The sequence below is a fragment of the Tessaracoccus pujii genome (genome assembly GCF_054483895.1).
This window is the reverse complement of sequence record NZ_CM137012.1, coordinates 1,399,663-1,422,657: the sequence shown is the minus strand read 5'-3', so window position 1 is coordinate 1,422,657 and position 22,995 is coordinate 1,399,663. Positions and strand designations below refer to the sequence as shown.

The window sequence follows — 22,995 nt, the reverse complement described above, 5'->3', positions numbered from 1 at the left end:
CGCTGTCACACCTATTTGTTTTGACAATTGAGGGACGAAATAGCCCAGCCCCCCTGTCCCAGCGAACTAAGTCATGTCAAACTTGTCCCGTGGACCCTTATCGCCAACGCCTGTTCCCCGGCCTCTTCTTCATCGACGCCGTCCTTGAGGCCGCCGACACCAAGGCGGAGATGTCGCGGCGGATCACGCTGCAGTACCTGCAGCGCGCCGCCATGGCGGGCATCCTCATCGGGCTGTTCTACCTGGCCTACTTCACCGTGCTGTCCGTCGTCGCCTCCGTCCCGGCCCTGGGGGAGGGCGGCTACGGGCTCGGCAAGGCCATCGGTGCCTTCGTGTTCGGCTGGGCGCTGGTGTTCATCTACTACACCAAATCCGAGCTCCTCACCTCCAACATGATGGTCAGCGCCATCGCCGTCTACCACCGCCGGCTCGGGCGGATGCGCGGGCTCCGGCTGCTGGGGCTGTGCTTCCTGGGCAACGCGCTGGGGGGCCTCGTCCTCGCGATCATGGCGAGGTTCTCCACCCTGACGGGCGGCGCCGTCGGCGAGAAGATGCTGGGCGCCGTCGAGGTGAAGCTCGGGTACATGTCCTCGATGTCCGGCGTCGGCGACCTGTTCGTCCGCGCCATCCTCTGCAACCTCATGATCAATGTGGCGATGCTGCTGGTCTACAACGGCTTCCTCAAGGACTCCATCACCATGGCGCTGACCATGGTGATGTCGGTGTTCATCTTCGCGTTCCTGGGGCTCGAGCACTCCGTGGCCAACACCATCCTGTTCACCATCGTGGGCTTCACCCAGGGGGTCGACGTGTGGCCCGCCATCGGCAACGTCGCGGTGGCCCTGCTGGGCAACTTCATCGGCGGCGGCGTGCTCATCGGCGTCTACTACGCCCATGTCAACGACGACCGGCGGCTCGCGGCGCGCGCCTGAGGTCACCGCCGCGCCCGGTTGGTGGGGCGCGCGTCCTCACCCGTGAGGCGCTCGTGCACCTCGTAGACCGCCAGGGCCGCGCTGGCCAGCTCGGCCCACGGCTCGGGGCCGGCGGGGGAGCACGACGACGCGGCCGGGACCGCCCCGACCACGCGCGGCCGGCGCAGCGCCGCCCGCCCCGACGTGGGCTCCAGCCCCCAGGCGAGGTCCGGCCGAGCGCGGGTGAAGTCCCACGTCAGCAGCCGATCCCCGTCCGGGCCGGGCGTCCGCCAGGTCACCACCGGCTGGGCCCCGGTGTGGTCCACCGCCTCGCCCGCCACGCCGCCACGGTCCGCCACCGAGGAGCCGACGGCGGGCGCCAGGGCAGGGCGCGCCCAGCGGGGGCGACGGGGGAGGCAGTCCACCGCGGGCGCCGCGGGGGCGCCGTCGACGACCTCCACCCGGCGCGTGGCCAACCGCCCCTCGAGCAGATCGACCAGCCGCGTGGCGCTCTGCGTGCGGCCGGCGTCGTCGACGACGATCCACCGCCCGAACGTGCGCTCCACCACCAGCCGGGTGGCCAGCAGCGCCGGGGCGCGGCGGGACCGGGTGCCGGCCGGCGGGGCCAGGTCCAGCACGATCCGCGCCAGGTGGGGATGGCCCACGCGGTCCGCGACGTCGGCGAGGGTGCGGTCCAGCAGCAACGCCCGGCGGTCCGCCCGGGTGGCCGGCGCGTCCGGGCGCTCCACGCCGAACCGCCGCGCCGCGAGCCAGGCGTCGTCCAGGGTGTCGAGGGTGTCGCGCCACCGCTCCGCGACCGGCCGCCCGTACCGGCTGCTGAGGACGGCGAACTGCTGCCCGCGCTCGGTGGGCAGCGCGAGCTCGGCGCCGTCGTCGAAGCGGTGGACGGCGGGCGGCGCCTCCGTCATGGCCAGGCCGGCGCGGGCCAGCTCCGCATCGAGGGTGCGGCCCGATTTCTTGAACAGGTCGCGCCAGGGGGCCGGCAGCGTCACGACGGGGGGCAGCTGCCCACGCTCGGCCGCCCACCGGCCGCCCATGGCCTCACCGCAGAGGTCGAGGCGCACCTGGTGGCCCAGTTTCGCGAGCCGGGCGGCGCAGGCCATGCCGGCCAGCGTGCCGCCGCGGATCGTGAGCATGCCGCCCAGGATAGGGGTTGACGTTCTGTCGGTGGGGGGGCATATAGTAGGAACTACCGAACGCCTGTTCTATTAGTTCGGGGAAGCTCTGGTGGAACAGGCGCACGGTATGGGCCGCCCTGGCCCGGCGTAGCTTCGACCCCTACGCCGGGCCAGGGCTCCCGGGTCGAGAAGCACAGTCTGCACCCCCTCATCTCCCCGGAAGGCCGCCATGCGCATGTACGACGAACCCATCCACGTGCTGTTCAGCGACGAGCCCCGCCAGTTCATCTGGCGGGACCGGCTGCTGCTGGTCAAGGAGGTCCAGGGGCGGTGGAGCCGCGCCACGCCGTGGTGGTCCGGGCGGCAGGTGCGCGCGGCGCGGGGCGAGGAGGTCGCGGCGGAGCGGGGCGAGGAGGTCGCGGCCCGCGACCTGCTCGGCGAGCGGGAGGTGTGGCGCGTCGAGGCCGGCAACGGGCGGCACCGCGGCGTCTACGAGCTGGCGCGCACGGTGGACGCAGAGGACTGGGTGCTCCAGGCGGTGCTGGACTGATGTCGGAGTTCGTGCACCTGCGCGTGGCCTCCGGATACTCCTTCCAGTACGGCGCGTCGCACCCCGGTGAGCTGGTGGCCGAAGCGGTGCGCCACGGCATGGACGCGCTCGCGCTCACGGACCGCGGCGGCCTCTACGGCGCGGTCCGTTTCGCCAAGGCCTGCCTCAAGGCCGGGATCGCCCCCATCGTCGGGGTGGACCTGGCGGTGCGCCCGGCCGGGTGGCAGGCCACGCGGCGCCCCTCGGCGGCCCGCGGCGGGCAGTTGCGCGACGAGCGCCTCCCGCGCGTCGTGGTGCTGGCCACCTCCAGGGCGGGGTGGGGCACGCTGTGCGCGCTCATCACCGAGGCCCAGCTCACGGGCGAACGCGGTGATCCGGTGGTCTCCCTCGGCATCCTCGCGCGGCACTGCGCAGGGCACGACGCCGTGGTGCTGCTCGGCGCGGATTCGGAGGTGGGCGAGGCGCTCGCCGTGGGCCGCCCGGATCTGGCGGAGGTCGCGGCCAGGCGGTGGCGCGCGGAGCTGGGCTCCGGCCTGGTCCTGGCCGCCACCAACCACCAGGTGGGTGGCCGCGGGGCGGGGTCGGCGCACCACGCGGCGGGCATGATCCGCCTGGCCCGCCGGCTGGGCCTCCCCGTCGTGCTCACCAACGCGGCACGGATGGCGCGCCGGGAGCAGGCCGCCACCGCGGACGTGCTGGACGCCGCGCGCCGCCTGGCGCCGCTGGACGTGCGCACCATCGACAGGCGAAACGCGGAGGGCTACCTGAAGACGGGGGAGGCCATGGCGGTCGCGGCGGACGAGGCGGCCAGGCTCGCCGGTGAGCCGGACGGCACGGCCCTGCTGCGCGCCACCCGGCACCTCGCCGAGCGGTGCCGGCTGGACCCCGTCGGGGACGTCGGGCTGGGGGAGATCCGCCTGCCGGAGTTCGAGACCCTCGGCACCACCGTCGAGCTGGCGCCCTCGGTGCTGCGGGCGCGCTGCGAGGCGGGCCTGGCGCAGCGGTACGGCGCCCTCACCGCAGAGGTGACCGGCCGCCTCGACGACGAGCTGGCCGTCATCGGAAAGCTCGGTTTCGAGTCCTACTTCCTCACGGTCGCCGACGTGGTGGGCCTCGTCCGGGAGCTGGGCATCCGCTGCGCCGCCCGCGGCTCCGGCGCCGGCAGCCTGGTCAACTACGCCCTCGGCGTCTCAGGGGTGGACCCCATCCGGCACGGCCTGATCATGGAGCGCTTCCTGTCCCCGCTGCGGGTGGCGCTGCCGGACATCGACCTCGACGTGGAGTCCGCCCGCCGCACGGAGGTCTACGACACGATCCTGGCCACCTTCGGCGGCCAGCGGGTGGCGTGCGTGGCCATGATCGAGACCTACCGGGTGCGGCACGCCGTGCGGGACGTGGGCGCCGCGCTCAGCCTGGCGCCGGTGGAGGTGGACGCCATGGCCAAGGCCTTCCCGCACATCCGCGCCCGGGACGCGCGCGCCGCGCTCCGGGACCTGCCGGAGTTGCGCGCCGCGGGCCTGGGGGAGGAGCGGCTGGACGTGCTGTTCTCGCTGGTCGAGTCGCTCGACGGGCTGCCCCGGCACATCGCCCTGCACCCCTGCGGCGTGATCCTCAGCGATTCGTCGCTCGGGCAGCGCACCCCGCTGGAGGCCAGCTTCGGCGGCTACCCCATGAGCCAGTTCGACAAGGACGACGTGGAGGATCTCGGCCTGCTCAAGCTGGACGTGCTCGGCATCCGGATGCAGTCGGCCATGGCGCACGCGCTGACGGAGATCGGGCGCACCTCGCCGTCGGGGCCCCCGGCCCTCATCGACGAGCTGGAGCCCTTCGACGACCCGGCGGTCTACGACATGATCGCCCACCGCGCCACGCTCGGCTGCTTCCAGATCGAGTCGCCCGGCCAGCGGGAGCTGGTGGGCAAGTTCGGGCCGGAGACCTTCCACGACATCATCGTGGACATCTCCCTCTTCCGGCCCGGCCCCGTGAAGTCGGACATGGTCACCCCGTTCCTCGAGGCGCGGCAGGGCTGGGCGGAGCCGGAGTACCTGCACCCCAGCCTCATCCCGGCGCTGGAGCAGACCCAGGGCGTCGTCGTGTTCCACGAGCAGATCATCCAGATCATCTCGGTGGTCACGGGCTGCTCGCTGGCCCAGGGCGACGAGGTGCGCCGGGCGCTGGGGGACAAGGAGGGCCAGGCGCAGGTCAAGGAGTGGTTCTGGCCCAAGGCGCGCGCCCGCGGCTACGAGGACCCCATCGTCGAGCAGATCTGGGACATCCTCGAATCGTTCGCCTCCTTCGGGTTCTGCAAGGCGCACGCGGCGGCGTTCGCGCTGCCCACCTACCAGTCGGCGTGGCTGAAGCGCTATTACCCGGCGCATTTCCTGGCCGGCATCCTCACGCATGATCCGGGCATGTACCCCAAGCGGCTCCTGCTGGAGGAGGCGCGTCGGATGAACATCGCGGTCCTCGGGCTGGACGTCAACCGCAGCACGGCGCAGTACCGCGCCGAGCGCCTGGCCGACGGCGAGGCCCCGATGGCCCTGCCGGAGCACCTCGCCATGGGGGCCCCGCCCAGCACCGACGGGCTGCCTCAGATCGACGGGTGGGGCATCCGGCTCTCGCTGGCGGACGTCAAGGGCATGGGGGAGGCGGAGATGGAGCGCATCGTCGCCGGCCAGCCCTATGCCTCGCTCTCGGACTGCTGGGCGCGGGCGCGGGTGGCGGAACCCGTCGTCGAGCGGCTGATCCTCGCCGGCGCGTTCGACCACCTCTACGGCATCGGCCGGCACGCGTCGGTGCAGCGCCGCGGCCAGGTCACCCGCCGGGATCTCCTCCTGGCGCTGGCGGACCTGCACCGCGAGCGACGGGCGGACGAGCGGGCCGCCACCCGCGCGAAGGGCCGGCGCCGCGCCGTCGCCGGGCAGGACCCCGGTGACCTCGCCTGGGCGCAGCGGCAACGGCTGGGCCACGCGCCGCAGGCGGTGCAGGGCGCGCTGGACTTCGGGGACGCGGAGGCTGAGCCGACGGCGGACGTCCCCGTCACCGGCCTGCCGGAGATGGACGACGAGCAGCGCCTGAAGGCGGAGCTGGAGATCCTCGGCCTGGACGCCAGCCAGCACATCATGGAGCGCTACCTCCCGCTGCTGCGGGCGCTGGGCGCCACCAGTTCCCGCACGCTGCTGGAGCAGCGCAACCAGTCCGAGATCCTCGTCGCCGGGGTGAAGGTGGCCACGCAGACGCCGCCGGTGCGGTCGGGGCGGCGGGTGATCTTCCTGACCCTGGACGATTCCACCGGCCCGGTGGACACCACCTTCTTCGAGGACGCGCAGGGGCCGTATGCGGCCACGGTGTTCTCGTCATGGATGGTGCTGGTGCGCGGCAAGGTCCGCCGCACGGGGCCCAGGGGCGTGTCCATCCGCGCCACCGGCTGCTGGGACCTGGGCCGGCTGGACCAGGCGTGGCGCGCGGCGCTGGCGGAGGGGGCGACGGAGGCGGAGGCGGTCGCGGCGGTGGTGGCCATCATCGACGAGGAGCCCGTGGGGTACAGCATGGTGGGCGAGTGGCGCCCCTCGAAGCCCTCGCCGGAGGTCGTCCCGGCGCCCCGGCCCGGCCCCGCAGGCCAGGACGACGAGCCGCCGCCGGATCCGCAGGAGCACACCCGCGCCGGGGGCATGGGGCGCCGTCGCGTGCTGGTGCACGCCAGCGGCTTCACGCAGTCGCCGTACTCGGACATCAAGCCGGCGGGCACGGGCGCGGCCGAGGCGCCGCGCAAGCTGTGGCATTCCAGCCCGGGAAGTTCGGGGAGGTGACATGCGCGTCATCGCACACGTGGACATGGACGCGTTCTACGCGTCGGTGGAGATGGCCCGCCACCCGCAGCTGCGCGACGTGCCGATGTTCGTCGGCGGCTCCACCCGCGGGGTGGTGCTCTCGGCCAACTACCCGGCCCGCCGGTTCGGGATCAGCGCGGGGATGCCATCGAGCCGGGCCCGGCGGCTGTGTCCCCAGGTGGCCGTCGTCCACCCGGACTTCGACCACTACTCCGCCGTCTCGGCGGGCGTCAGCGAGATCTTCGACACGCTGACGGACAAGGTGGAGATGGCCTCCATCGACGAGGCGTTCATCGACCTCACCACCGCGCTGCGCCGGCTGGGCGGAGACCCGGTCTCCGTCGCGGAGCAGCTGCGCGCCCAGGTGATGGACGAGCAGAGGGTGGCGTGCTCCGTCGGCATCGGCCCCAGCAAGTTCATCGCGAAGCTGGCCTCCAAGCAGGCCAAGCCCGACGGGTTGGCGCGGGTGCGCGACGAGGAGGTCATCGCCTTCCTGCACCCGCTGCCGGTGGAGGCCATCTGGGGAGTGGGGGAGGCGACGGCGGAGCGGCTGCACCGGCTGGGGCTCAGCACGGTGCGGGACCTCGCCACCACCCCCCGCGCCACCCTGCAGAGGGCCCTCGGCGACGGCCAGGGCGCGCTGCTGTCGGACCTCGCCTGGGGCCGCGATGAGCGCTCGGTGCTGTCCCGGGAGCCGGCGGAGCACAGCGTCGGCTCGCAGGAGACGTTCCCGCAGGACACCGACGATGCGGAGGTGGTCGCCACCGAAATCCTGCGGATGGCGGACCGCACAGCCTCGCGGATGCGGGCACAGTCCATGGTGGGGCGCACGGTGACGCTCTCGGTGCGGTTCGCGGACTTCACCACGATCACCCGCACCGGCACGCTCGCCGCGCCCACGGACCGCACCAACGACGTCTACGCCGAGGCGATGCGCCTGTTCACCCGGCTCAACCTCCAGCGCGCCCGGATCCGCCGGGTGGGGGTGCGGGTGGAGAAGCTGGTGCCCAGATCCAGCACCTACCAGCAGCCCGCCCTCGACGAGCCGGCGCGCGGATGGGCGGAGGCGGAGGAGGCGATAGACAAGGCGGTGCTGCGGTTCGGCCCGCATGCCGTGCAACGGGCCCGGCTCGCCCGCCGAAAGGACCCCCGATTGATCCACGCCTGATACCCGTTCGCAACGCGTCATGAGCACGATGGGTGAGATGAAGCTCCTTGTCATCGCCCCCGCCTCCCGCTACGAGCCCGGGCATTTCGGCGAACTCCTCACGGCCCTGGCGGACCGCACCGTGGACCTCGCCGCCGACGAGGGGTGGCAGGCCACCCTCATCGGCCTGCAGGACTGCGGAGACCACGTGTGGCACACCGCGCTGGCCGCGGCGGACGCCGTCGTCCTGCTCGGCGGGCACGACGTGGACCCTCGGGTGTACCACGGCCGCTCCGAATACCCCGGGTCCGGTGACCATCTCGGCACAGCGGACCGCCGCTCCATCGCGGTGGTGCAGGCCTGCGTGGCGGATCGCCGCCCGTTGCTCGGGATCTGCCGCGGCCTCCAGCTCATCAACGTCGCCTACGGCGGTGACATCGCCCAGCACCTACCCACGCACCTCACCCACCGGCTTCCGGACGGCGAGCGCGGCATGCGCGATCACCTCGTCGACGTGGCGCCCGGCTCGCAGCTGGCCGACGCCCTTCCCGGCGAGCAGCTACTGGTGCGCAGCTCTCACCATCAGGGTGTCGAACGGCTCGGCGCGGGCCTGGTGGCCACGGCGTGGGCCACGCATGACGGCGTCATCGAGGGCCTCGAGGACCCGGAGCGCCCGGTGCTGGCCGTGCAGTGGCACCCGGAGGACGCGGGGGCGGAGCCGGCTCAGCTGACCGGGCTCCTCGCCTGGCTGGAGGCGCACGTACGCGCGCAGCGGCTCAGCGCCTGATGTGCCTCAGAGGTCGCCCTGTTGGCGGCGGCGCCACCGCTCCTCGAGCTTGTCCATGAAGTCCTGCGAGGAGGTGGACGACGGGGGCCTGGGGGCCTGCGGGCGCAGCTTGCTTGCGTGCCCGCCGTCGTCCTCGACGCGGCGCCACGAGTGGATGCCGATGAGTGCCCCGCCGAGCATGAGCAGGAAGCCCAGCACGCTCACAGCCGGGTGAACCTGCACGCCCACGAGCAGCACCACGACCCCGACGATGAAGCCCAGCCCCGCGACGGCCGCCCGACGGCGGTGGATCCGGATGGACGACGACCCGCTCAGCGCATCAGCGAGCTTGGGGTCCTCGGCCATGAGGGACGCCTCAAGCTGCTCCAGCAGCTTGCGTTCCTGCTCAGAAAGCGCCATTGGTTCTCCCTCGTCCAGCCTTTCATCCCAGTCTATGCGCGGGGTCAACCCGCTGGAGCCCGCCTCCAGAGAGAGGCTGGAAGCAGTACCGCGCGGGCCCGGACCATGGGCGTGGACCGCGCCACCAGCGCGGCGCGCAGGGCCCGCACCTCGGCGGGGAGCCGCCCGGGATCCGCGGCCGTGCGCGAGAACCGGCTGACCTCGACGGTGTGCGCGATCGCCTTGAGAGCGGCGGCGCCGTTGGCGCCCAGCCCCTCGGCAGCCGCGACAGCCACGGGTCCGGGGGAGCCGTCGGGCCATGGGCGCCCGAAGTCGCGGAAGAGCGACTCCACCTCGAGCCAGGCGGACCCCGCCGCGACCCTCGGGTCCCCGCCCCGCAGCCGCCACCAGCGCTGGATGAGGCGCACGAGCGCGGGCAGGGCCAACAGCACCAGCACGCCGACCCCGACCAGCAGCCAGATCGTCCAGTCGGTTCCGCCGAACCCGCCGGGCGCAGTGGGGGTGAGCGTGGGCGTGGGGGCCTCCGGCGGGAGGGCCGAGGGCGTCGCGGACGCCGACGGGCTGGGCGAGGCCGACGCCGACGGGCTCTCCGAGGGCTGCGCGGCGGGATCGGTGTACTCCGTGGGCCCGTCGTAGGCAGGCGTGGGCTCGAACGGGATCCAGCCGAGGCCGTCGAAGTAGAGCTCGGGCCACGAGTGCGCGTCGTGGGCGGTGACCTCGAAGGAGCCGTCCTCGAGGCGCTCGCCCGGCGCGAACCCGATCGCCATGCGCGCGGGGATCCCCTCGGTCCTGGCCATGGTGATCATCGCGGCCGCGAAGTGGATGCAGTAGCCGGCCCGCTCGTCGAGCAGGAAGCTGCTGATGGCGTCGGTCCCCGTGGACGGCGGCGCGTCGAAGGAGTAGGCGAACTCCTCCGAGCGGAGGAACTCCTGGATGGCAAGGGCCTTCTGGCCGCTGGTCTCGGCGCCGGCCACCACCTCGGCGGTCAGCTCGGCCACCCCGGGGTCCAGCCCCTCGGGCACCGCCAGGGTGACCGCGTCGGTGCTGCCCGCCTCGGCGGCCTCGATGTCCTCGCGCGTCGGGGAGGGCATGGTCGAGACCACTGAGTAGGTGAGGTCGATGGTCTGCTCGAGGCGGTCCGGGCCGGAGGCCACCACACTCATCGTGTCCGGGTCGAAGCTCCAGCTCCCCGCGGCGTCGATGGAGTCGACGGCGAACGGCGCCGGGAGGTATTCCGAGGGGACGCCGGCCATGGTGACCTCGACCTCCACCCGTTCGCCCGGGAACGAGTAGGCGCCCGACAGCCCGAAGCGCGACAGCCGCATGGGCAGGAGCCGTGCCCCTGACGTGCTCAGTTCCGGCAGTGCGACCGTGCGGATGTAGGCCGGCTCGTCGTTGCTTGTGCGGTAGGTCAGCACCCGGCTGTCCTGGGGGCGTTTGAGGTCCTGCTCGAGGCGCACCGTCGGGTCGCTCAGCTGGATGGGGCCGTCGAGGCCCGTGGTGTTCCAGGGCTGCTTCTCGCCCAGGGGCACCAGCGGCGCCAGTAACAGGGCCAGAACAACGGCCACCGCGCCGGCCGCCACCGCCACCTGCGTGCGCGACAGCAGGTAGGCGCCCACCCGCGACGCCTTCCCGGTGACCTCGTCGGCGAGGCCCGTGGCGCTCAGCAGAACGGCCAGGTAGCCCACCACCACGGGCAGCAGGTAGGGGAACTCGAGGTCGGTGACCAGCGTGACGGCCGCGATGCCGTAGGCCAGTCCCAGCGGTGCGATGGCCCACCCCGGCTGTTCCAGCACGTTGATCAGCAGTTCCACCACCAGCACGAGGAGTGCGGTGAGGGCCACGATCAGCCACATCAGGCCGGGGGTGGGCTCGACGGGCGCCGCGCCCGTGCGGATGGTGAGGACCCCCTCGGCCACCAGTGACCCGATGGAGGAGACCGGCGCCATGATCCCGGCGCCGGCCAGCGCCGTCGCCCGCCAGGCGACGTAGGCGCCGACGGCCAGGATCTGGGCAAGGAGGACCAGCGCCCGCGGTAGCCGCAGCGCCGCCAACCCCGCCCCGAGCACGCCTGCCCCAGCCGTCACGACGGCCGCCTCGAGGAGGTAACCGGTGCCCTGCACCATCGTCGCCAGCGGGAGCAGCCCGAGCCACACGGCCACGGCGGCCACGACGCTCGTCCAGGGGTGGTAGCTGAATCTCACCGCGACACCCGGGTCCACACCTGCGGCACCGGCTCGCCGGGCCGGTAGCTCTCCAGGGTCCAGCCGTGGTTGCGCAGGAGCCGGCAGGCGTCGTCGTGCTCGTCGTCGACAGCTCCCCACGCCCGGGCGTCGGGGACCAGCGCCACCAGGCTGCGCGCGCGCCCGCCCGCCGCGACCAGCGCCGCCGCGTCAGCCGCGCGCAGCAGGCCCGTGGCGGCGATGATGGAGGCGGCCGAGGTGAGCGCCTCCGTGTCCGTGACGGCGCGACCGAGCCACGTCTCCTCCGACGGCGCCAGGTCCGTCATCGCCTCGAGCAGGGCGTGCTGGGCGCCGTGCCCGACGGCGTGTCCGGACTCGAACACCGTGCCCGACGGCGCCACCACCGCGAGCCGGTGGCGGCCCTCGACCAGGAGCGCGGCGATGGAGGTGACCGCGGAGACGGCCCACTCGAGGCTTCCCGTCGGCCCCTCCCCGCGGTGGGCGGCGAGGCGGTTGTCCACGACGAGCGTGCTCGACGGGTCCCACGGGTGCTCCTCCAGCCGGACCATGAGATCGCCCTGTTTGGCGGACATCTTCCAGTGCACGCGCCGCATGTCGTCGCCGTGGCGGTGCTCGCGCACCAGCACGTCGTCCTGCCCCGCCTGGCCGATCCGCTGCGGCGTGGCGTCGCCCGCCGCGCCGAGCCCGGCCCCGCCCGTGAGCTCGCCCAGCGGCCACACCCTCGGGGTGACGCGCAGGAGGGAGGAGTCGCCGGCCGAGGTGAACGTGCGGGTGGCGAGCCCGAAGGGGTCCGAGGCGTTGCCGAGCAGGGGCCCGACCTCGAACCGCCCCCTCAGGTCGGCCTCGAGGGTGTAGCCCACGGCCTGGCGCCACCGGCCGAAGCCGCGGGCGATGACGAAGCGGGCCCCGCCGCCGAGCACCTCGGGCGCCTCGTCGAGGAAGCGCAGCGCGCTGGCCTGCGCGGGGGACTGGTTGGCCACCTGCAGCACGATGCGGGTGGAGGAGCCGACGGGGATGGTGGCGGGGGTCAGGGAGCGCTGGTGGCTCACCCGTGGGCCCGCCAGGATCAGGTAGCCGACGGCGAGCAGCGGCAGGACCGCGAGCGTGAGGGCCACCCACATGAGGTCCCGCTCACCCAGGTAGCCCGAGCCGACGGTGGCGGCGGCGCCCAGGACCAGCAGCATGATGCCGCGGCCCGTCAGCCGTGTGCCCCGTTTCGGCAACGTGTCAGCCCCTGTTCGGCGCGGCGGTGGCGTCAACGATGGCGGCGACGATGCCCTCCGGGTCACGCCGCGACACCAGCGCCTCGACGGTGGGCAGCACGCGGTGCGCCAGCACGGACACCGCCAGGGTGTGCACGTCCTCCGGGATCACATAGTCCCGGCCGGCCAGCGCCGCCTCGACGCGGGACGCCCGCATCAGGTGCAGCGACGCGCGGGGGCTGGCCCCCAACCGCAGGTCGGGGTGGTGCCGGGTGCCCTCGACGATGGCCACGATGTAGTCGTTGATCACGGGCGCCACGTAGACCGTCCGGATCGTGCGGATGGCGGCGGCGATGGCGTCGGCGTCCGTGACCGGCGAGATGCTCGCCAGCTGGTCGCCGCCGGCGTTGTGCGTGAGCATCGCCACCTCGGCCTGCCGCGCCGGGTAGCCCATGGTGATCCTCGCCATGAAGCGGTCCCGCTGCGCCTCGGGGAGGGGATAGGTGCCCTCCATCTCGATGGGGTTCTGGGTGGCGATCACCATGAACGGCTCGCTCAGGTGGTAGGTGTGGCCGTCCGCCGACACCTGTCCCTCGGCCATGGCCTCGAGCAGCGCGGACTGTGTCTTGGGAGACGCGCGGTTGATCTCGTCGCCCAGCACGATGTGGGCGAAGATGCCGCCGGGCTTGAACTCGAACTCCCGCGTCGACTGGTTGAACACCGACACGCCCGTCACGTCGCTGGGCAACAGGTCCGGCGTGAACTGGATCCGCTTGACGTTGCCCGAGATGGCGCGGCCCAGCGATTTCGCCAGCACCGTCTTCCCGACCCCCGGCACGTCCTCGATGAGCAGGTGCCCTTCCGCCAGCAGCACGGCCACAGCCATCCGGATCTGATGCGGCTTGCCCTCGATGACCCGTCCCATCTCCTCAGCGATCCGGCGGGCGAGCTCGGACACCTCGGCGAGCGAGGGGGTGGCGGGTTGGTTCACCGGGACTCCTTGGGCTGACGGGTCGGGACGGCGAGTTCCAGCGTAGTTGAGCGCCGCAATGCGCAGCCAACACGCCGAAAAGTGGTGTGCTGGTGGAGGGAAGTGGGGTACGGTGGGGCGAAATGGAGTGAAGTGGATGGAAAGTGGAGCGAAAGGAGGTGCTCGGTCATGTTTCTGGGGACGTACACACCCAAGCTGGACGACAAGGGGCGCCTCATTCTCCCCGCGCGATTCCGCGACGCACTGGAGGCAGGACTGGTCGTCACCCGCACGCAGGAGCGGGCGTTGGCCGTCTACCCCAAGGACACGTTCGAGGCGCTGATGGCCGAGGCCATGTCCGCCCCGAGCACCGTGAAGCAGGTCCGCGATTACCAGCGCATGATGACCGCGGGCGCCAGCTTCGAAGTTCCGGACCGGCAAGGGCGGGTGACCATTCCCCAGATCCTGCGCGACTACGCCGGCCTGGATCGAGACGTCGTGGTGATCGGTGCGATGAACCGCGCCGAGATCTGGGACGCCGAGACCTGGCAGAAGTACTCCCAGGCCAGCGAGGAGAACTTCTCCGAGATGGACGACGAGCTCACCACCTTCCAACGGTTGTGACGGCCCACCCGGTGGCTCCCGGCCGGCGGCCCTGACCTCACTTCCCCGAGGTCAGGTCCACTCCGGAAGGGAACCTCCGGGTGGGGCGCGAGACGACGAACACGCACGAATCAACAGGACAAGGGTCGAGACACATGCAGGGCTACGCCGACGTTCATGATCCGGTCATGCGTGACCGCATCGTCGAGCTCCTGCGCCCGGCCCTGCAGCACCCGGGCGCCGTGTACGTCGACGGCACCCTCGGCCTCGCCGGCCACGCCATCGCCGTGCTCGAGGCGTGCCCCGAGGCCCGCCTCGTCGGCATCGACAGGGATCCCGACGCCCACGCCGTCGCCCGTGAACGCCTCGGTCCCCTCGCCGAGCGCGCCACGCTGGTGCACGCGGTCTACGACGAACTGCCGGACGTGCTCGAGGACCTCGGGCTCACGTCGGTGGACGCCATCCTGCTGGATCTCGGCCTGTCGTCGCTGCAGATCGACCGCCCGGACCGCGGCTTCGCCTACCGCATCGATGCGCCGCTGGACATGCGGATGGACCCGACGGAGGGCGCCACGGCCGCGGACGTGCTCAACACGTATTCCGCGGGGGAGCTTGCCCGGATCCTGAAGTGGTACGGCGAGGAGCGGTTCGCGGACCGGATCGCCCGCGCCGTCGTCGCGGAGCGTGCGCGTGAGCCGTTCACGCGCTCGGGGCGGCTGGTCGAGGTCATCTCCGGCGCCATCCCGGCAGCTGCCCGCCACACCGGCGGCCACCCCGCCAAGCGCACGTTCCAGGCCCTGCGGATCGAGGTGAACCGCGAGCTCGCGGCGCTGGAGGGCGTGATGCCGGCCGCCGTCGACGCCCTGGCGCTGGGTGGCCGGATCGCAGTCCTCGCCTACCACTCGCTCGAGGACCGGCTGGTCAAGCGCACCCTCGCGGCCAGGTCCGCGGACCGCGCCCCCCGGGACCTCCCCATCGTCCCCGAGAACCTCAAGGCCGAGCTGTCGCTGCTCACCCGCGGTGCCGAACGGCCCAGCCCGCATGAGACCGCCACCAACCCCCGGGCCGCCTCCGCACGGCTCCGGGCCGCAGTTCGCATCAGGGAGGCCACCGCATGAGCGCCCAGCCGATCACCGCCGCAGACACCACCGTCACCCCACGCCTGCGCGTGGTCAGGGTGCCCGGGGCCGCCGTGTCCACCCTGGGGTTCGCCGTCATCGTGCTCCTGCTCGTCGCGGCGGGTCTCGGCGCGGTGATGGTGGTCACCACGTCGGTGGGCGCCCAGTCCCGCGAGCTCGCCGCGCTGCGCCGCGAATCCACCGAGCTCGGCTACACCCAGGCCGCGCTGACCTCCCAGCTGCAGAAGGTCTCCAGTGCCAACGCGCTGGCGCTGCGCGCCTCGCAGCTCGGGATGGTGCCCAACCCGTACCCGGCCTTCATCCACCTCGCCGACGGGACGGTCACCGGGGTGCCCACGCCCGTGACCGGTGACGAGCTGCCCTTCCTGCGCGGCCGCCGGTCGGAGGCGCCGCCGGCGTCGGCCACCGTCACCACGCCGAGGCCGGTCGCCCCGTCACCCCAGCTGCCCGACGACCTCGTCGCCGCCGGAACGACGGGGGCATAGCAGTGTCGGACCGTACCCCGCCCCCTCGTCCCGCCAAGGACCCCCGCGGCACCGGCTCCGGGAAGTCCGCGGGCTCCGGCAGGTCCGCGGGCTCCGGCAGGTCCGCGGGCTCCGGTAAGGTCGCCGGCTCCGGCAAGGCCGCCGGCTCCGGCAGGGCCAAGGGCTCCGCCCGAACCTCCGCCGACCGCGCCGCCGCGGCCCGCACCGCGTCGGGCCGCGGATCGAAGTCCGCCCCCCGCCCGGCCGCGAAACCGGCCGCGAAGCGCCCCGCCCGCCCGAAGGCACCCACGGCCACCCCCGCCGCGCGCCGCTACCGCAAGACGATGCGGCTGCCCGTGGGGCGCACCAGCGTGCGGATCCGCGTGTTCATGGTCACCCTCGGGGTCCTGCTGTCCATCGCCGGCGTCCGCGCCGTCCAGCTCCAGGGCATCGACGCCCAGGCGTTCGCCGCTGAGGCCGCCGCGCAGATGCAGTCCACGCGCGAGCTGCCCGCCACGCGCGGCACCATCACCGACCGCAACGGCGTCGTGATGGCCGCCACCGAGCCCGCGATGATCGTGTCCATCGACCCGGACATGATCCGCACCAACGGGGCCGACAAGCGCTACGCCATGAGCGAGAAGAAGCAGGAGGAGGCCGCCGCCGCCCCGGACGCCGTCGCCGACATCCTCGTCAAGCACCTCGGGGGAAAGAAGTCCACCTACCTGGACCTCATCGCCACCCCGGACTCCCGCTACGAGATCGTCGAGCGCAAGGTCTCGGCCGCTCTCTACACGGCCATCCAGGCCGACATGAAGCTCGGCCTGGGCGGGGACGGGACGCGCCCCTGGAAGGGCGTCTTCGGCGACCCGGACCCCATCCGCGTCTACCCCAACCGCTCCGTCGCCGCCAACATCGTCGGCTTCGTCAACAGCGACGGGGCGGGCGCCGCCGGTCTCGAGTACGCCCTCAACGAGAATCTCGACGGCACGGCCGGCGCGATGGTCTTCGACTGGTCGACCTACGGCCGGATCCCGCTGGGCACCAACATCATGACCCCGGCCGTCGACGGCGACTCCTACGAGCTGACGATCGACTCGGACCTCAACTGGATGACCGAGCAGATCCTGGCCGAGTACGTGCGGCAGGCGGGGGCCTCCACCGGCAAGGCCGTCGTGATGAACGTCAAGACCGGCGAGGTCCTCTCCCTCGCCAACTGGCCCGGCTACGATTCCGCCAACCCCGCCGGCGCCGACAACGAGGACCTCGGCAACCGCTCCGTCACGGAGGCCTACGAGCCCGGGTCGGTGGAGAAGGTGCTCACCATGGCGGCCCTGGCGGACCAGGGGCTGGTCACGCCCAGCACCAAGGTCAAGGTTCCGGGGCGGATCGCCTCAGGCGCCGGGTACGTGCGCGACTCCTTCGAGCACGGCGACATCCAGCTCACCGCCGCCGGGGTGGTGGCGCAGTCCTCCAACATCGGCACCATCCTGCTGACCCGGCAGATGGAGAAGGACACCCTCGCCGATTACCTCACCAATTTCGGTCTGGGCTCGAATTCCGGCGTCGGCCTCCCCGGTGAGACGCCCGGCAGCCTGCCCGGAGCGGACATGGCGGACTACACCCGCGACCAGATCTCCTTCGGCCAGGCCCTGTCGGTCAACGCCATCCAGATGGCGGCCGCCATCAACACCGTCGCCAACGGCGGCGTCTACGTGGCACCCACCATCGTGAAGTCCGCCAAACGGGCCGACGGCACGGCCGTCGAGCTGCCGGAGCCCGCCACCCGCCGCGTCGTCTCCGAGGAGGCCGCGGACGCCACGCTGACGATGATGGAGGCCGTGATCGGGCTCAACGAGAACCGCGCCATCCCCGGCTACCGCACCGCGGGCAAGTCCGGCACCGCCCAGCGCTTCGACTCGTCCTGCAAGTGCTACAACGGCTACACCGCCAGCTTCGTCGGCGTGGCCCCCGCGGAGGATCCGCAGATCCTCGTCTACGTGGTGCTGGACCAGCCCACCAACGGCAACCTGGGCAGCCGGCTGGCGCTGCCGGCGGTCAACGACATCCTGGAGCTCGCGCTGCCCCGCTACAACGTGGCGCCCTCGACGACCCCCGCACCTGAGATCCCGCTAACGTTCAGCTGATGGACACGCCGCTTCGCCCCGCGCCCCCGCCCCCCGCGCCGCTCGCGGTGCTGGCCGACGGGTTGGCGCTGCTGGGCGATGCGCAGGCCGGCGTGGCCGTGGCGGGCGTCACGCTGGACTCGAGGGCCGTCGAGCCCGGCTGGCTCTACGTCGCCCTGCCCGGCACCCGTAGCCACGGCGCGTCCTTCGCGCAGACCGCCGTCGAGGCAGGTGCCACCGCCATCCTCACGGACGCGGCCGGCCGCGCCCTCCTCCCCGAGCTGGGCGTGCCCGTGCTCCTGGCCGACGACGCCCGCCACGCGGCGGCCGTGGTGGCGGCCCGGTTCTACGGCGAGCCCGCCCGCGCCATGACCATGCTCGGCGTCACCGGCACCAACGGCAAGACCACCACGGTGGCGCTGCTGCAGGCCGGGCTGGCCGCAGACGGACGGCTCGCGGGCACCATCGGCACCATCGGATTCAGGCTGGGCGCCGAGGAGCTGCGCACCACCCGCAGCACGGTGACCACGCCGGAGTCCCCGGACCTGCAGGCCCTCCTGGCGCTCATGCAGCAGCGCGGGGCCCGGGCCGTGGCCCTGGAGGTCAGCTCGCACGCGCTCGCCCTGGGCCGCGTCGACGGCATGGCCTTCGACGTGGTGGGATTCCTCAACCTCGGCCGCGACCACCTGGACTTCCACCGCGACCTCGACGACTACTTCGAGGCCAAGGCCCGCCTCTTCGCCCCCGGCCGCGCCGCGGCGAGCGTGGTGTGGATCGACGATCCCAGGGGCCGCGAGATCGCCCACCGCGTGGCCACGCACGGTCGCAGCCGGCTGGTCACCGTCGGCACCACCCCGGACGCCGACTACGTCCTCACCGGCTACGGCGCCGTCGCCCCGCTGGGCGGTCGCGCCACCCTGACGCGGGCAGGGGAGCCGCTGGCATTGGAGCTGACGCTGCCCGGCGAGTACAACATGATCGACGCCGCCGTGGCCTTCGCGATGCTCGAGGTGGTGGGCGTCCCCCCGGAGGCGGCCCTCACCGGACTGAGGCACGCGCAGGTCCCCGGACGCATGCAGCGCGTCGACCTCGGCGACGACGCCCCCCTGGTGGTGGTGGACTTCGCGCACACCCCCCAGGCCGTGGGAGCCGCCGTCGACGCCCTGGCCGGCCTCGGCCGCGTCGTCACCGTGCTGGGCTGCGGCGGGGACCGGGACCCGGACAAGCGCCCCGAGATGGGGGCCGCGGCCGCCCGCGGGAGCGACCTCACCATCATCACCGACGACAACCCGCGCACCGAGGACCCCGCCGCCATCCGCGCCCAGACCCTCGCCGGGGCCCAGGCGTCCCGCCGGGCCGGGGCGGAGGTCCGGGAGGTGCCCGGGCGGCGCGCCGCGATCGAGAGCGCGCTCCGGGGGGCCGACGCCGGTACGGTGGTGGCCATCCTCGGCAAGGGACACGAGCGCGGGCAGATCCTGGGGGACCGCGTCGTCGACTTCGATGACGTCGAGGAGGCGACGCGAGCGTGGCGCCGCCTGACCGAGGAAGGGGCGTCCGATGCGGCCGCGCACACTGAATGAACTCGTCGAGCTGATGCAGCCGGCACCCGTCGAACTCTTCGGCGACCCGGCCGACGCCGTGGTGGGCCCGGACGTCGTCATCGACAACCGGGCCGCCACGCCCGGCGCCCTGTTCGTCGCCATTCCCGGCGAGCGGGTCGACGGCCACGCCTACGCCCCAGCCGCAGTGGAGGCGGGCGCCGCCGCCGTCATCGGCCAGGCCCTCACGGCAGCGCCTGTGCCGCACATCCTGGCCGAGGACTCCGTGGCGGCCCTCAGCTGGCTGGCCCGCGGCATCGTGCGCGAGGCCCGGGCCCGCGGCATGATCAGCATCGGCGTGACGGGCAGCTCCGGCAAGACCAGCACCAAGGACCTCCTGGCGCAGGTGTTCGAGGCCGCCGGCCCCACCGTCGCCCCCGCAGGCTCACAGAACAACGAGGTCGGCGTACCGCTCACCGCCTGCCGGGTGGGCGACGACACCGCCTATCTCGTCTCCGAGATGGGCGCGCGGGGCGTCGGCCACATCGCGTGGCTCACCTCTCTGGTCGGCCTGGACATCGGCATGTGCCTCAACGTGGGCCGCGCCCACGTCGGCGAGTTCGGTGGCGTGGAGGCCACGGCTCGGGCGAAGTCCGAGATCGTCGCGGGCCTCGCCGAGGACGGCTGGGCCGTGCTCAACGCCGACGACCCGGCGGTCGCGGCGATGCGCGGGCGCACCCGGGCCCGCATCGCGTGGTTCGGCGAGGGCGACCTGCCCGACGGCGGGCTGCGGGTCACGGCCCGCAACGTCACGCTCAACGCCCTCAGCCAGGCCGCCTTCGACCTCGTGGTCGACGACGGCGAGGGCGAGCGCACCGCCCGCGTGACGCTCACCGTGATCGGGCGCCACCAGGTGGGCAACTCGCTCGCGGCCGCCGCGGCCGCCGTGGCCGCCGGGCTGGACCTCGGCCTCATCGCCTCCGCCCTTTCGGGCGCGGCCCCCCGGTCCAGCTGGCGGATGGAGCTGCACCCGCGCGCCGACGGGGTCCTCATCCTCAACGACGCCTACAACGCCAACCCCGATTCCATGGCGGTGGCACTGCGCACCGCCGTCGAGCTGGGCCAGGGCACCCGCACCGAGCATCCGGAGGCCCGCGTCGTCGCCGTGCTGGGCGACATGCTGGAGCTGGGCCCGATGGCTCCGGCGCTGCACGAGGAGGTGGGCCGGCTCGCGGCAGATCTCGGCGTCGCCGAGGTCGTCGCGGTGGGGGGACTGGCCGAGCACGTGGTGGCCGGCGCGGCCGCCGAAGGGCTGTCCGCGCGCGTCTCGGATCGGGATTCGGTGGCCGCTTCCCTTACCCTGGCACCCGGCGACGTGGTGCTCATCAAGGGCTCCCGCGGCGTCGGATTGGAAACGGTCGCGGCGGAGCTCGCGGACGGAAACGGAGGCGACCAGTGATCAACATCCTGACGGCAGGGGCCTTGTCCCTGCTGTTCGCCATGGTGGGCACCCCGCTGCTCATCAAGTTCCTCACCCGCCGCCAGTACGGCCAGTTCATCCGTGAGGACGGACCGACGGCGCACTACGTCAAGCGCGGCACGCCCACCATGGGCGGGCTCGTCATCATCGGTTCGGCCGTGCTGGCCTACTTCCTCTCCCACCTGGTCAGGTGGCAGGCGCCCAGCCTGTCGGGCGTCCTGCTGGTCGGGCTCGCCGTCGGCATGGGGTTCCTCGGCTTCCTCGACGACTGGGCCAAGATCTCGCAGGAGCGCAGCCTCGGGCTGACCGCGCGCGGGAAGCTGATCGGGCAGTTCGCCATCGGCGGCACCTTCGCGCTGCTCGCCCTCAACTTCCCCGACGACCGCGGCCTGACCCCCGCCTCACCTGCCGTGAGCTTCCTGCGCGACCTCCCCTGGCTGACGCTGCCCCTGGTGCTTGCGGTGGTGTTCATCATCTTCCTCATCATGGCCTGGTCCAACGCCGTCAACCTCACCGACGGCCTCGACGGCCTGGCCGCCGGCAGCGCGACACTCGTGTTCGCGGCCTACGCCATCATCAACATCTGGCAGTTCAACCAGTGGTGCGCACGCACCTCCACCGCCGGGCCCCGCTGCTACGAGGTGCGCGACCCGCACGACCTCGCGGTGGTCGCCATCGCCTTCGCCGGCGCCTGCTTCGGCTTCCTCTGGTGGAACGCCAAGCCGGCCAAGATCTTCATGGGCGACACCGGCTCGATGGCCATCGGCGCCACCCTGGCCGGCCTGTCGATGATGACCCGCACCGAACTGCTGCTGGTCATCCTCGGCCTCCTGTTCGTCATCGAGGTGGGCTCCGTCGTGCTGCAGGTGGGCTACTTCAAGGCCACCAAGGGCAAGCGCATCTTCAAGATGTCGCCCATCCATCACCACTTCGAGCTCCTGGGCTGGGACGAGGTGACGGTCGTGATCAGGTTCTGGATCATCGGCGGCCTCTGCGTGGCGCTGGGCGTGGGCGTCTTCTACGCCGAATGGGTGGTGGGTCAGTGACCGTGGACTGGATCAACGACGCCACGCGTCTCTCGGACTGGCCGTCGGCGCAGGTGGTCGTCGCGGGCCTCGGCGTGTCCGGCTTCGCCGCCGCCGACGGCCTCATCTCGCTCGGCGCCCGGGTGGTGGTCCTCGACGAGTCGGAGGCCCACGCGGACAAGGCCACCCTGCTGCAGCACCTCGACGCGACGGTGCTGCTCGGCCCGGGATCCACCGCGCACCTGCCTCCCGGCACGGATCTGGTGGTCACCTCGCCGGGCTGGCGCCCCAGCGCGCCGCTGCTGCGTCAGGCCGTCGCGGAGGGCGTCCCCATCTGGGGCGAGACCGAACTGGCCTGGCGCATGATGCAGCCGGACCGCGCCATCCCGTGGCTGGCGGTCACCGGCACCAACGGCAAGACCACCACCACCCAGATGCTCGAATCCATGCTCATCGCCGACGGCAGGAAGGCCGCCGCCGTCGGCAACATCGGCCGCCCCATCATCGAGGCGATCCTCGACGACGTGGACTACGACGTGTTCGCCGTAGAGCTGTCCAGCTTCCAGTTGCACTGGATGAACAACGTCAACCTTCACTCGGCCGCGGTCCTCAACCTCCACCCGGACCACCTCGAGTGGTACGAGGGCGACGGCGACCCCATGGCCCGCTACGCGGCGGACAAGGCGAAGATCTACCACGGCGTCACGCACACCTGCGTCTACAACGTGGCCGAGCCGATGACCGAGACCATGGTGGAGGAGGCCGACGTCGTGGAGGGAGCCCGTGCCGTCGGTTTCACGCTCGGCACGCCGGCCGTCTCCATGCTCGGCATCGTCGACGACCTCATCGTGGACCGCGCCTTCGTCGAACAGCGTCGCGATTCGGCCATGGAGCTGGCGAAGGTGGCCGACGTCCAGCCCTACGCACCGCACAACGTGGCCAACGCGCTGGCGGCGGCGGCGCTGGCGCGCAGCTACGGGGTCAAGGCGTCGTCGGTGGCCGGTGGACTCAAGCGGCTGCGGCTGGCCGGCCACCGGATCCAGCAGGTGGCCGACGACGGGGGAGTGCGATGGGTCGACGACTCCAAGGCCACGAACCCGCACGCGGCCAACTCGGCCATGCAGGCCTTCGATTCGTTCGTGTGGATCGCGGGCGGCCAGGCGAAGGGCACCACGTTCGACGACCTCATCCGGCACCACCGGGCCAAGCTGCGCGGTGCGGTGATCATCGGCGTGGATCGTCGGCTCATCGCCGACGCGCTTGCCCGACACGCGCCCGAGGTCCCCGTCCACGTGTTGGACAGCACTGAGACTGGGGTGATGGACGAGGTGGTTGCCCTGGCGGGTGCCTTGGCGCGTCCGGGGGACACGGTGCTGCTCTCCCCGGGATGCGCCAGCCTGGACATGTTCGACAGCTATTCAGCCAGAGGCGAGAAGTTCGCCGAGGCGGTGCAGCGGTACCTAGCCGGATAAGGAGGAAAC

The 22,995-nt window shown here is 72.6% G+C and carries 18 protein-coding genes; 13 read left to right on the top strand and 5 right to left on the bottom strand.

Annotated features, from left to right (window positions below):
• Positions 1-89 precede the first annotated feature (89 nt).
• Complete coding sequence (locus ACX1D0_RS06945; RefSeq protein WP_459020145.1) at positions 90-932, top strand: formate/nitrite transporter family protein; 843 nt, start codon at positions 90-92, stop codon at positions 930-932.
• Between the two features lie 2 nt (positions 933-934).
• Here the strand turns inward: ACX1D0_RS06945 and ACX1D0_RS06940 are convergent, their stop codons facing one another.
• The gene (locus ACX1D0_RS06940; protein WP_459020144.1) at positions 935-2,068 is read right to left on the bottom strand and encodes a hypothetical protein; all 1,134 of its coding nucleotides are present in this window, start codon (positions 2,066-2,068) and stop codon (positions 935-937) included.
• A gap of 217 nt (positions 2,069-2,285) precedes the next feature.
• Here ACX1D0_RS06940 and ACX1D0_RS06935 point away from each other — a divergent pair, with 217 nt between their 5' ends.
• Genes ACX1D0_RS06935 through ACX1D0_RS06920 form a run of 4 tightly spaced genes read left to right on the top strand, consistent with a single transcriptional unit; the run spans position 2,286 to position 8,364 of the window.
• Entirely contained in the window at positions 2,286-2,600 is a 315-nt protein-coding gene (locus ACX1D0_RS06935; RefSeq protein ID WP_459020143.1) for a DUF6504 family protein, read from the top strand.
• Positions 2,600-6,409, top strand: a complete 3,810-nt coding sequence (locus tag ACX1D0_RS06930; protein ID WP_459020142.1) for a DNA polymerase III subunit alpha — start codon at positions 2,600-2,602, stop codon at positions 6,407-6,409. Before ACX1D0_RS06935 ends, ACX1D0_RS06930 begins: the two co-directional genes overlap by 1 nt.
• A 1-nt stretch (position 6,410) precedes the next feature.
• Complete coding sequence (gene dinB / locus ACX1D0_RS06925; protein ID WP_459020141.1) at positions 6,411-7,598, top strand: DNA polymerase IV; 1,188 nt, start codon at positions 6,411-6,413, stop codon at positions 7,596-7,598.
• A 37-nt stretch (positions 7,599-7,635) separates the two neighbouring features.
• Positions 7,636-8,364 carry a gamma-glutamyl-gamma-aminobutyrate hydrolase family protein gene (locus ACX1D0_RS06920; RefSeq protein WP_459020140.1) on the top strand — a complete coding sequence of 243 codons (729 nt, stop codon included), beginning with the start codon at positions 7,636-7,638 and terminating at the stop codon, positions 8,362-8,364.
• A 6-nt stretch (positions 8,365-8,370) separates the two neighbouring features.
• Here ACX1D0_RS06920 and ACX1D0_RS06915 read toward each other — a convergent pair whose 3' ends face one another.
• Genes ACX1D0_RS06915 through ACX1D0_RS06900 form a run of 4 tightly spaced genes read right to left on the bottom strand, consistent with a single transcriptional unit; the run spans position 8,371 to position 13,160 of the window.
• Complete coding sequence (locus ACX1D0_RS06915) at positions 8,371-8,763, bottom strand: SCO2097 family morphological protein (protein ID WP_459020139.1); 393 nt, start codon at positions 8,761-8,763, stop codon at positions 8,371-8,373.
• A 44-nt stretch (positions 8,764-8,807) separates the two neighbouring features.
• Complete coding sequence (locus ACX1D0_RS06910) at positions 8,808-10,967, bottom strand: transglutaminase TgpA family protein (protein ID WP_459020138.1); 2,160 nt, start codon at positions 10,965-10,967, stop codon at positions 8,808-8,810.
• Complete coding sequence (locus ACX1D0_RS06905; protein ID WP_459020137.1) at positions 10,964-12,151, bottom strand: DUF58 domain-containing protein; 1,188 nt, start codon at positions 12,149-12,151, stop codon at positions 10,964-10,966. Before ACX1D0_RS06905 ends, ACX1D0_RS06910 begins: the two co-directional genes overlap by 4 nt.
• A 43-nt stretch (positions 12,152-12,194) precedes the next feature.
• Positions 12,195-13,160 carry an AAA family ATPase gene (locus ACX1D0_RS06900; protein ID WP_459020136.1) on the bottom strand — a complete coding sequence of 322 codons (966 nt, stop codon included), beginning with the start codon at positions 13,158-13,160 and terminating at the stop codon, positions 12,195-12,197.
• Between the two features lie 168 nt (positions 13,161-13,328).
• Here ACX1D0_RS06900 and mraZ point away from each other — a divergent pair, with 168 nt between their 5' ends.
• The 8 genes from mraZ (at position 13,329) to murD (ending at position 22,986) form a co-directional block, all read left to right on the top strand.
• Positions 13,329-13,763: a division/cell wall cluster transcriptional repressor MraZ gene (gene mraZ / locus ACX1D0_RS06895; protein WP_459020135.1), complete on the top strand. Its 435-nt coding sequence runs from the start codon at positions 13,329-13,331 to the stop codon at positions 13,761-13,763.
• A gap of 134 nt (positions 13,764-13,897) precedes the next feature.
• Positions 13,898-14,860: a 16S rRNA (cytosine(1402)-N(4))-methyltransferase RsmH gene (gene rsmH / locus ACX1D0_RS06890; protein ID WP_459020134.1), complete on the top strand. Its 963-nt coding sequence runs from the start codon at positions 13,898-13,900 to the stop codon at positions 14,858-14,860.
• Complete coding sequence (gene ftsL / locus ACX1D0_RS06885) at positions 14,857-15,366, top strand: cell division protein FtsL (protein ID WP_459020132.1); 510 nt, start codon at positions 14,857-14,859, stop codon at positions 15,364-15,366. Before rsmH ends, ftsL begins: the two co-directional genes overlap by 4 nt.
• A 2-nt stretch (positions 15,367-15,368) precedes the next feature.
• Complete coding sequence (locus ACX1D0_RS06880) at positions 15,369-17,492, top strand: peptidoglycan D,D-transpeptidase FtsI family protein (protein WP_459020131.1); 2,124 nt, start codon at positions 15,369-15,371, stop codon at positions 17,490-17,492.
• Entirely contained in the window at positions 17,492-19,051 is a 1,560-nt protein-coding gene (locus ACX1D0_RS06875; protein WP_459020130.1) for a UDP-N-acetylmuramoyl-L-alanyl-D-glutamate--2,6-diaminopimelate ligase, read from the top strand. Before ACX1D0_RS06880 ends, ACX1D0_RS06875 begins: the two co-directional genes overlap by 1 nt.
• Positions 19,029-20,468, top strand: a complete 1,440-nt coding sequence (locus tag ACX1D0_RS06870; RefSeq protein ID WP_459020129.1) for a UDP-N-acetylmuramoyl-tripeptide--D-alanyl-D-alanine ligase — start codon at positions 19,029-19,031, stop codon at positions 20,466-20,468. The genes ACX1D0_RS06875 and ACX1D0_RS06870 overlap by 23 nt, the downstream gene beginning before the upstream one ends.
• Entirely contained in the window at positions 20,465-21,535 is a 1,071-nt protein-coding gene (mraY, locus tag ACX1D0_RS06865; RefSeq protein ID WP_459020128.1) for a phospho-N-acetylmuramoyl-pentapeptide-transferase, read from the top strand. Before ACX1D0_RS06870 ends, mraY begins: the two co-directional genes overlap by 4 nt.
• A complete protein-coding gene (murD, locus tag ACX1D0_RS06860) occupies positions 21,517-22,986 on the top strand; it encodes a UDP-N-acetylmuramoyl-L-alanine--D-glutamate ligase (RefSeq protein ID WP_459020127.1) in 1,470 nt (489 codons plus the stop codon). Before mraY ends, murD begins: the two co-directional genes overlap by 19 nt.
• The last annotated feature ends 9 nt before the right edge of the window (positions 22,987-22,995 follow it).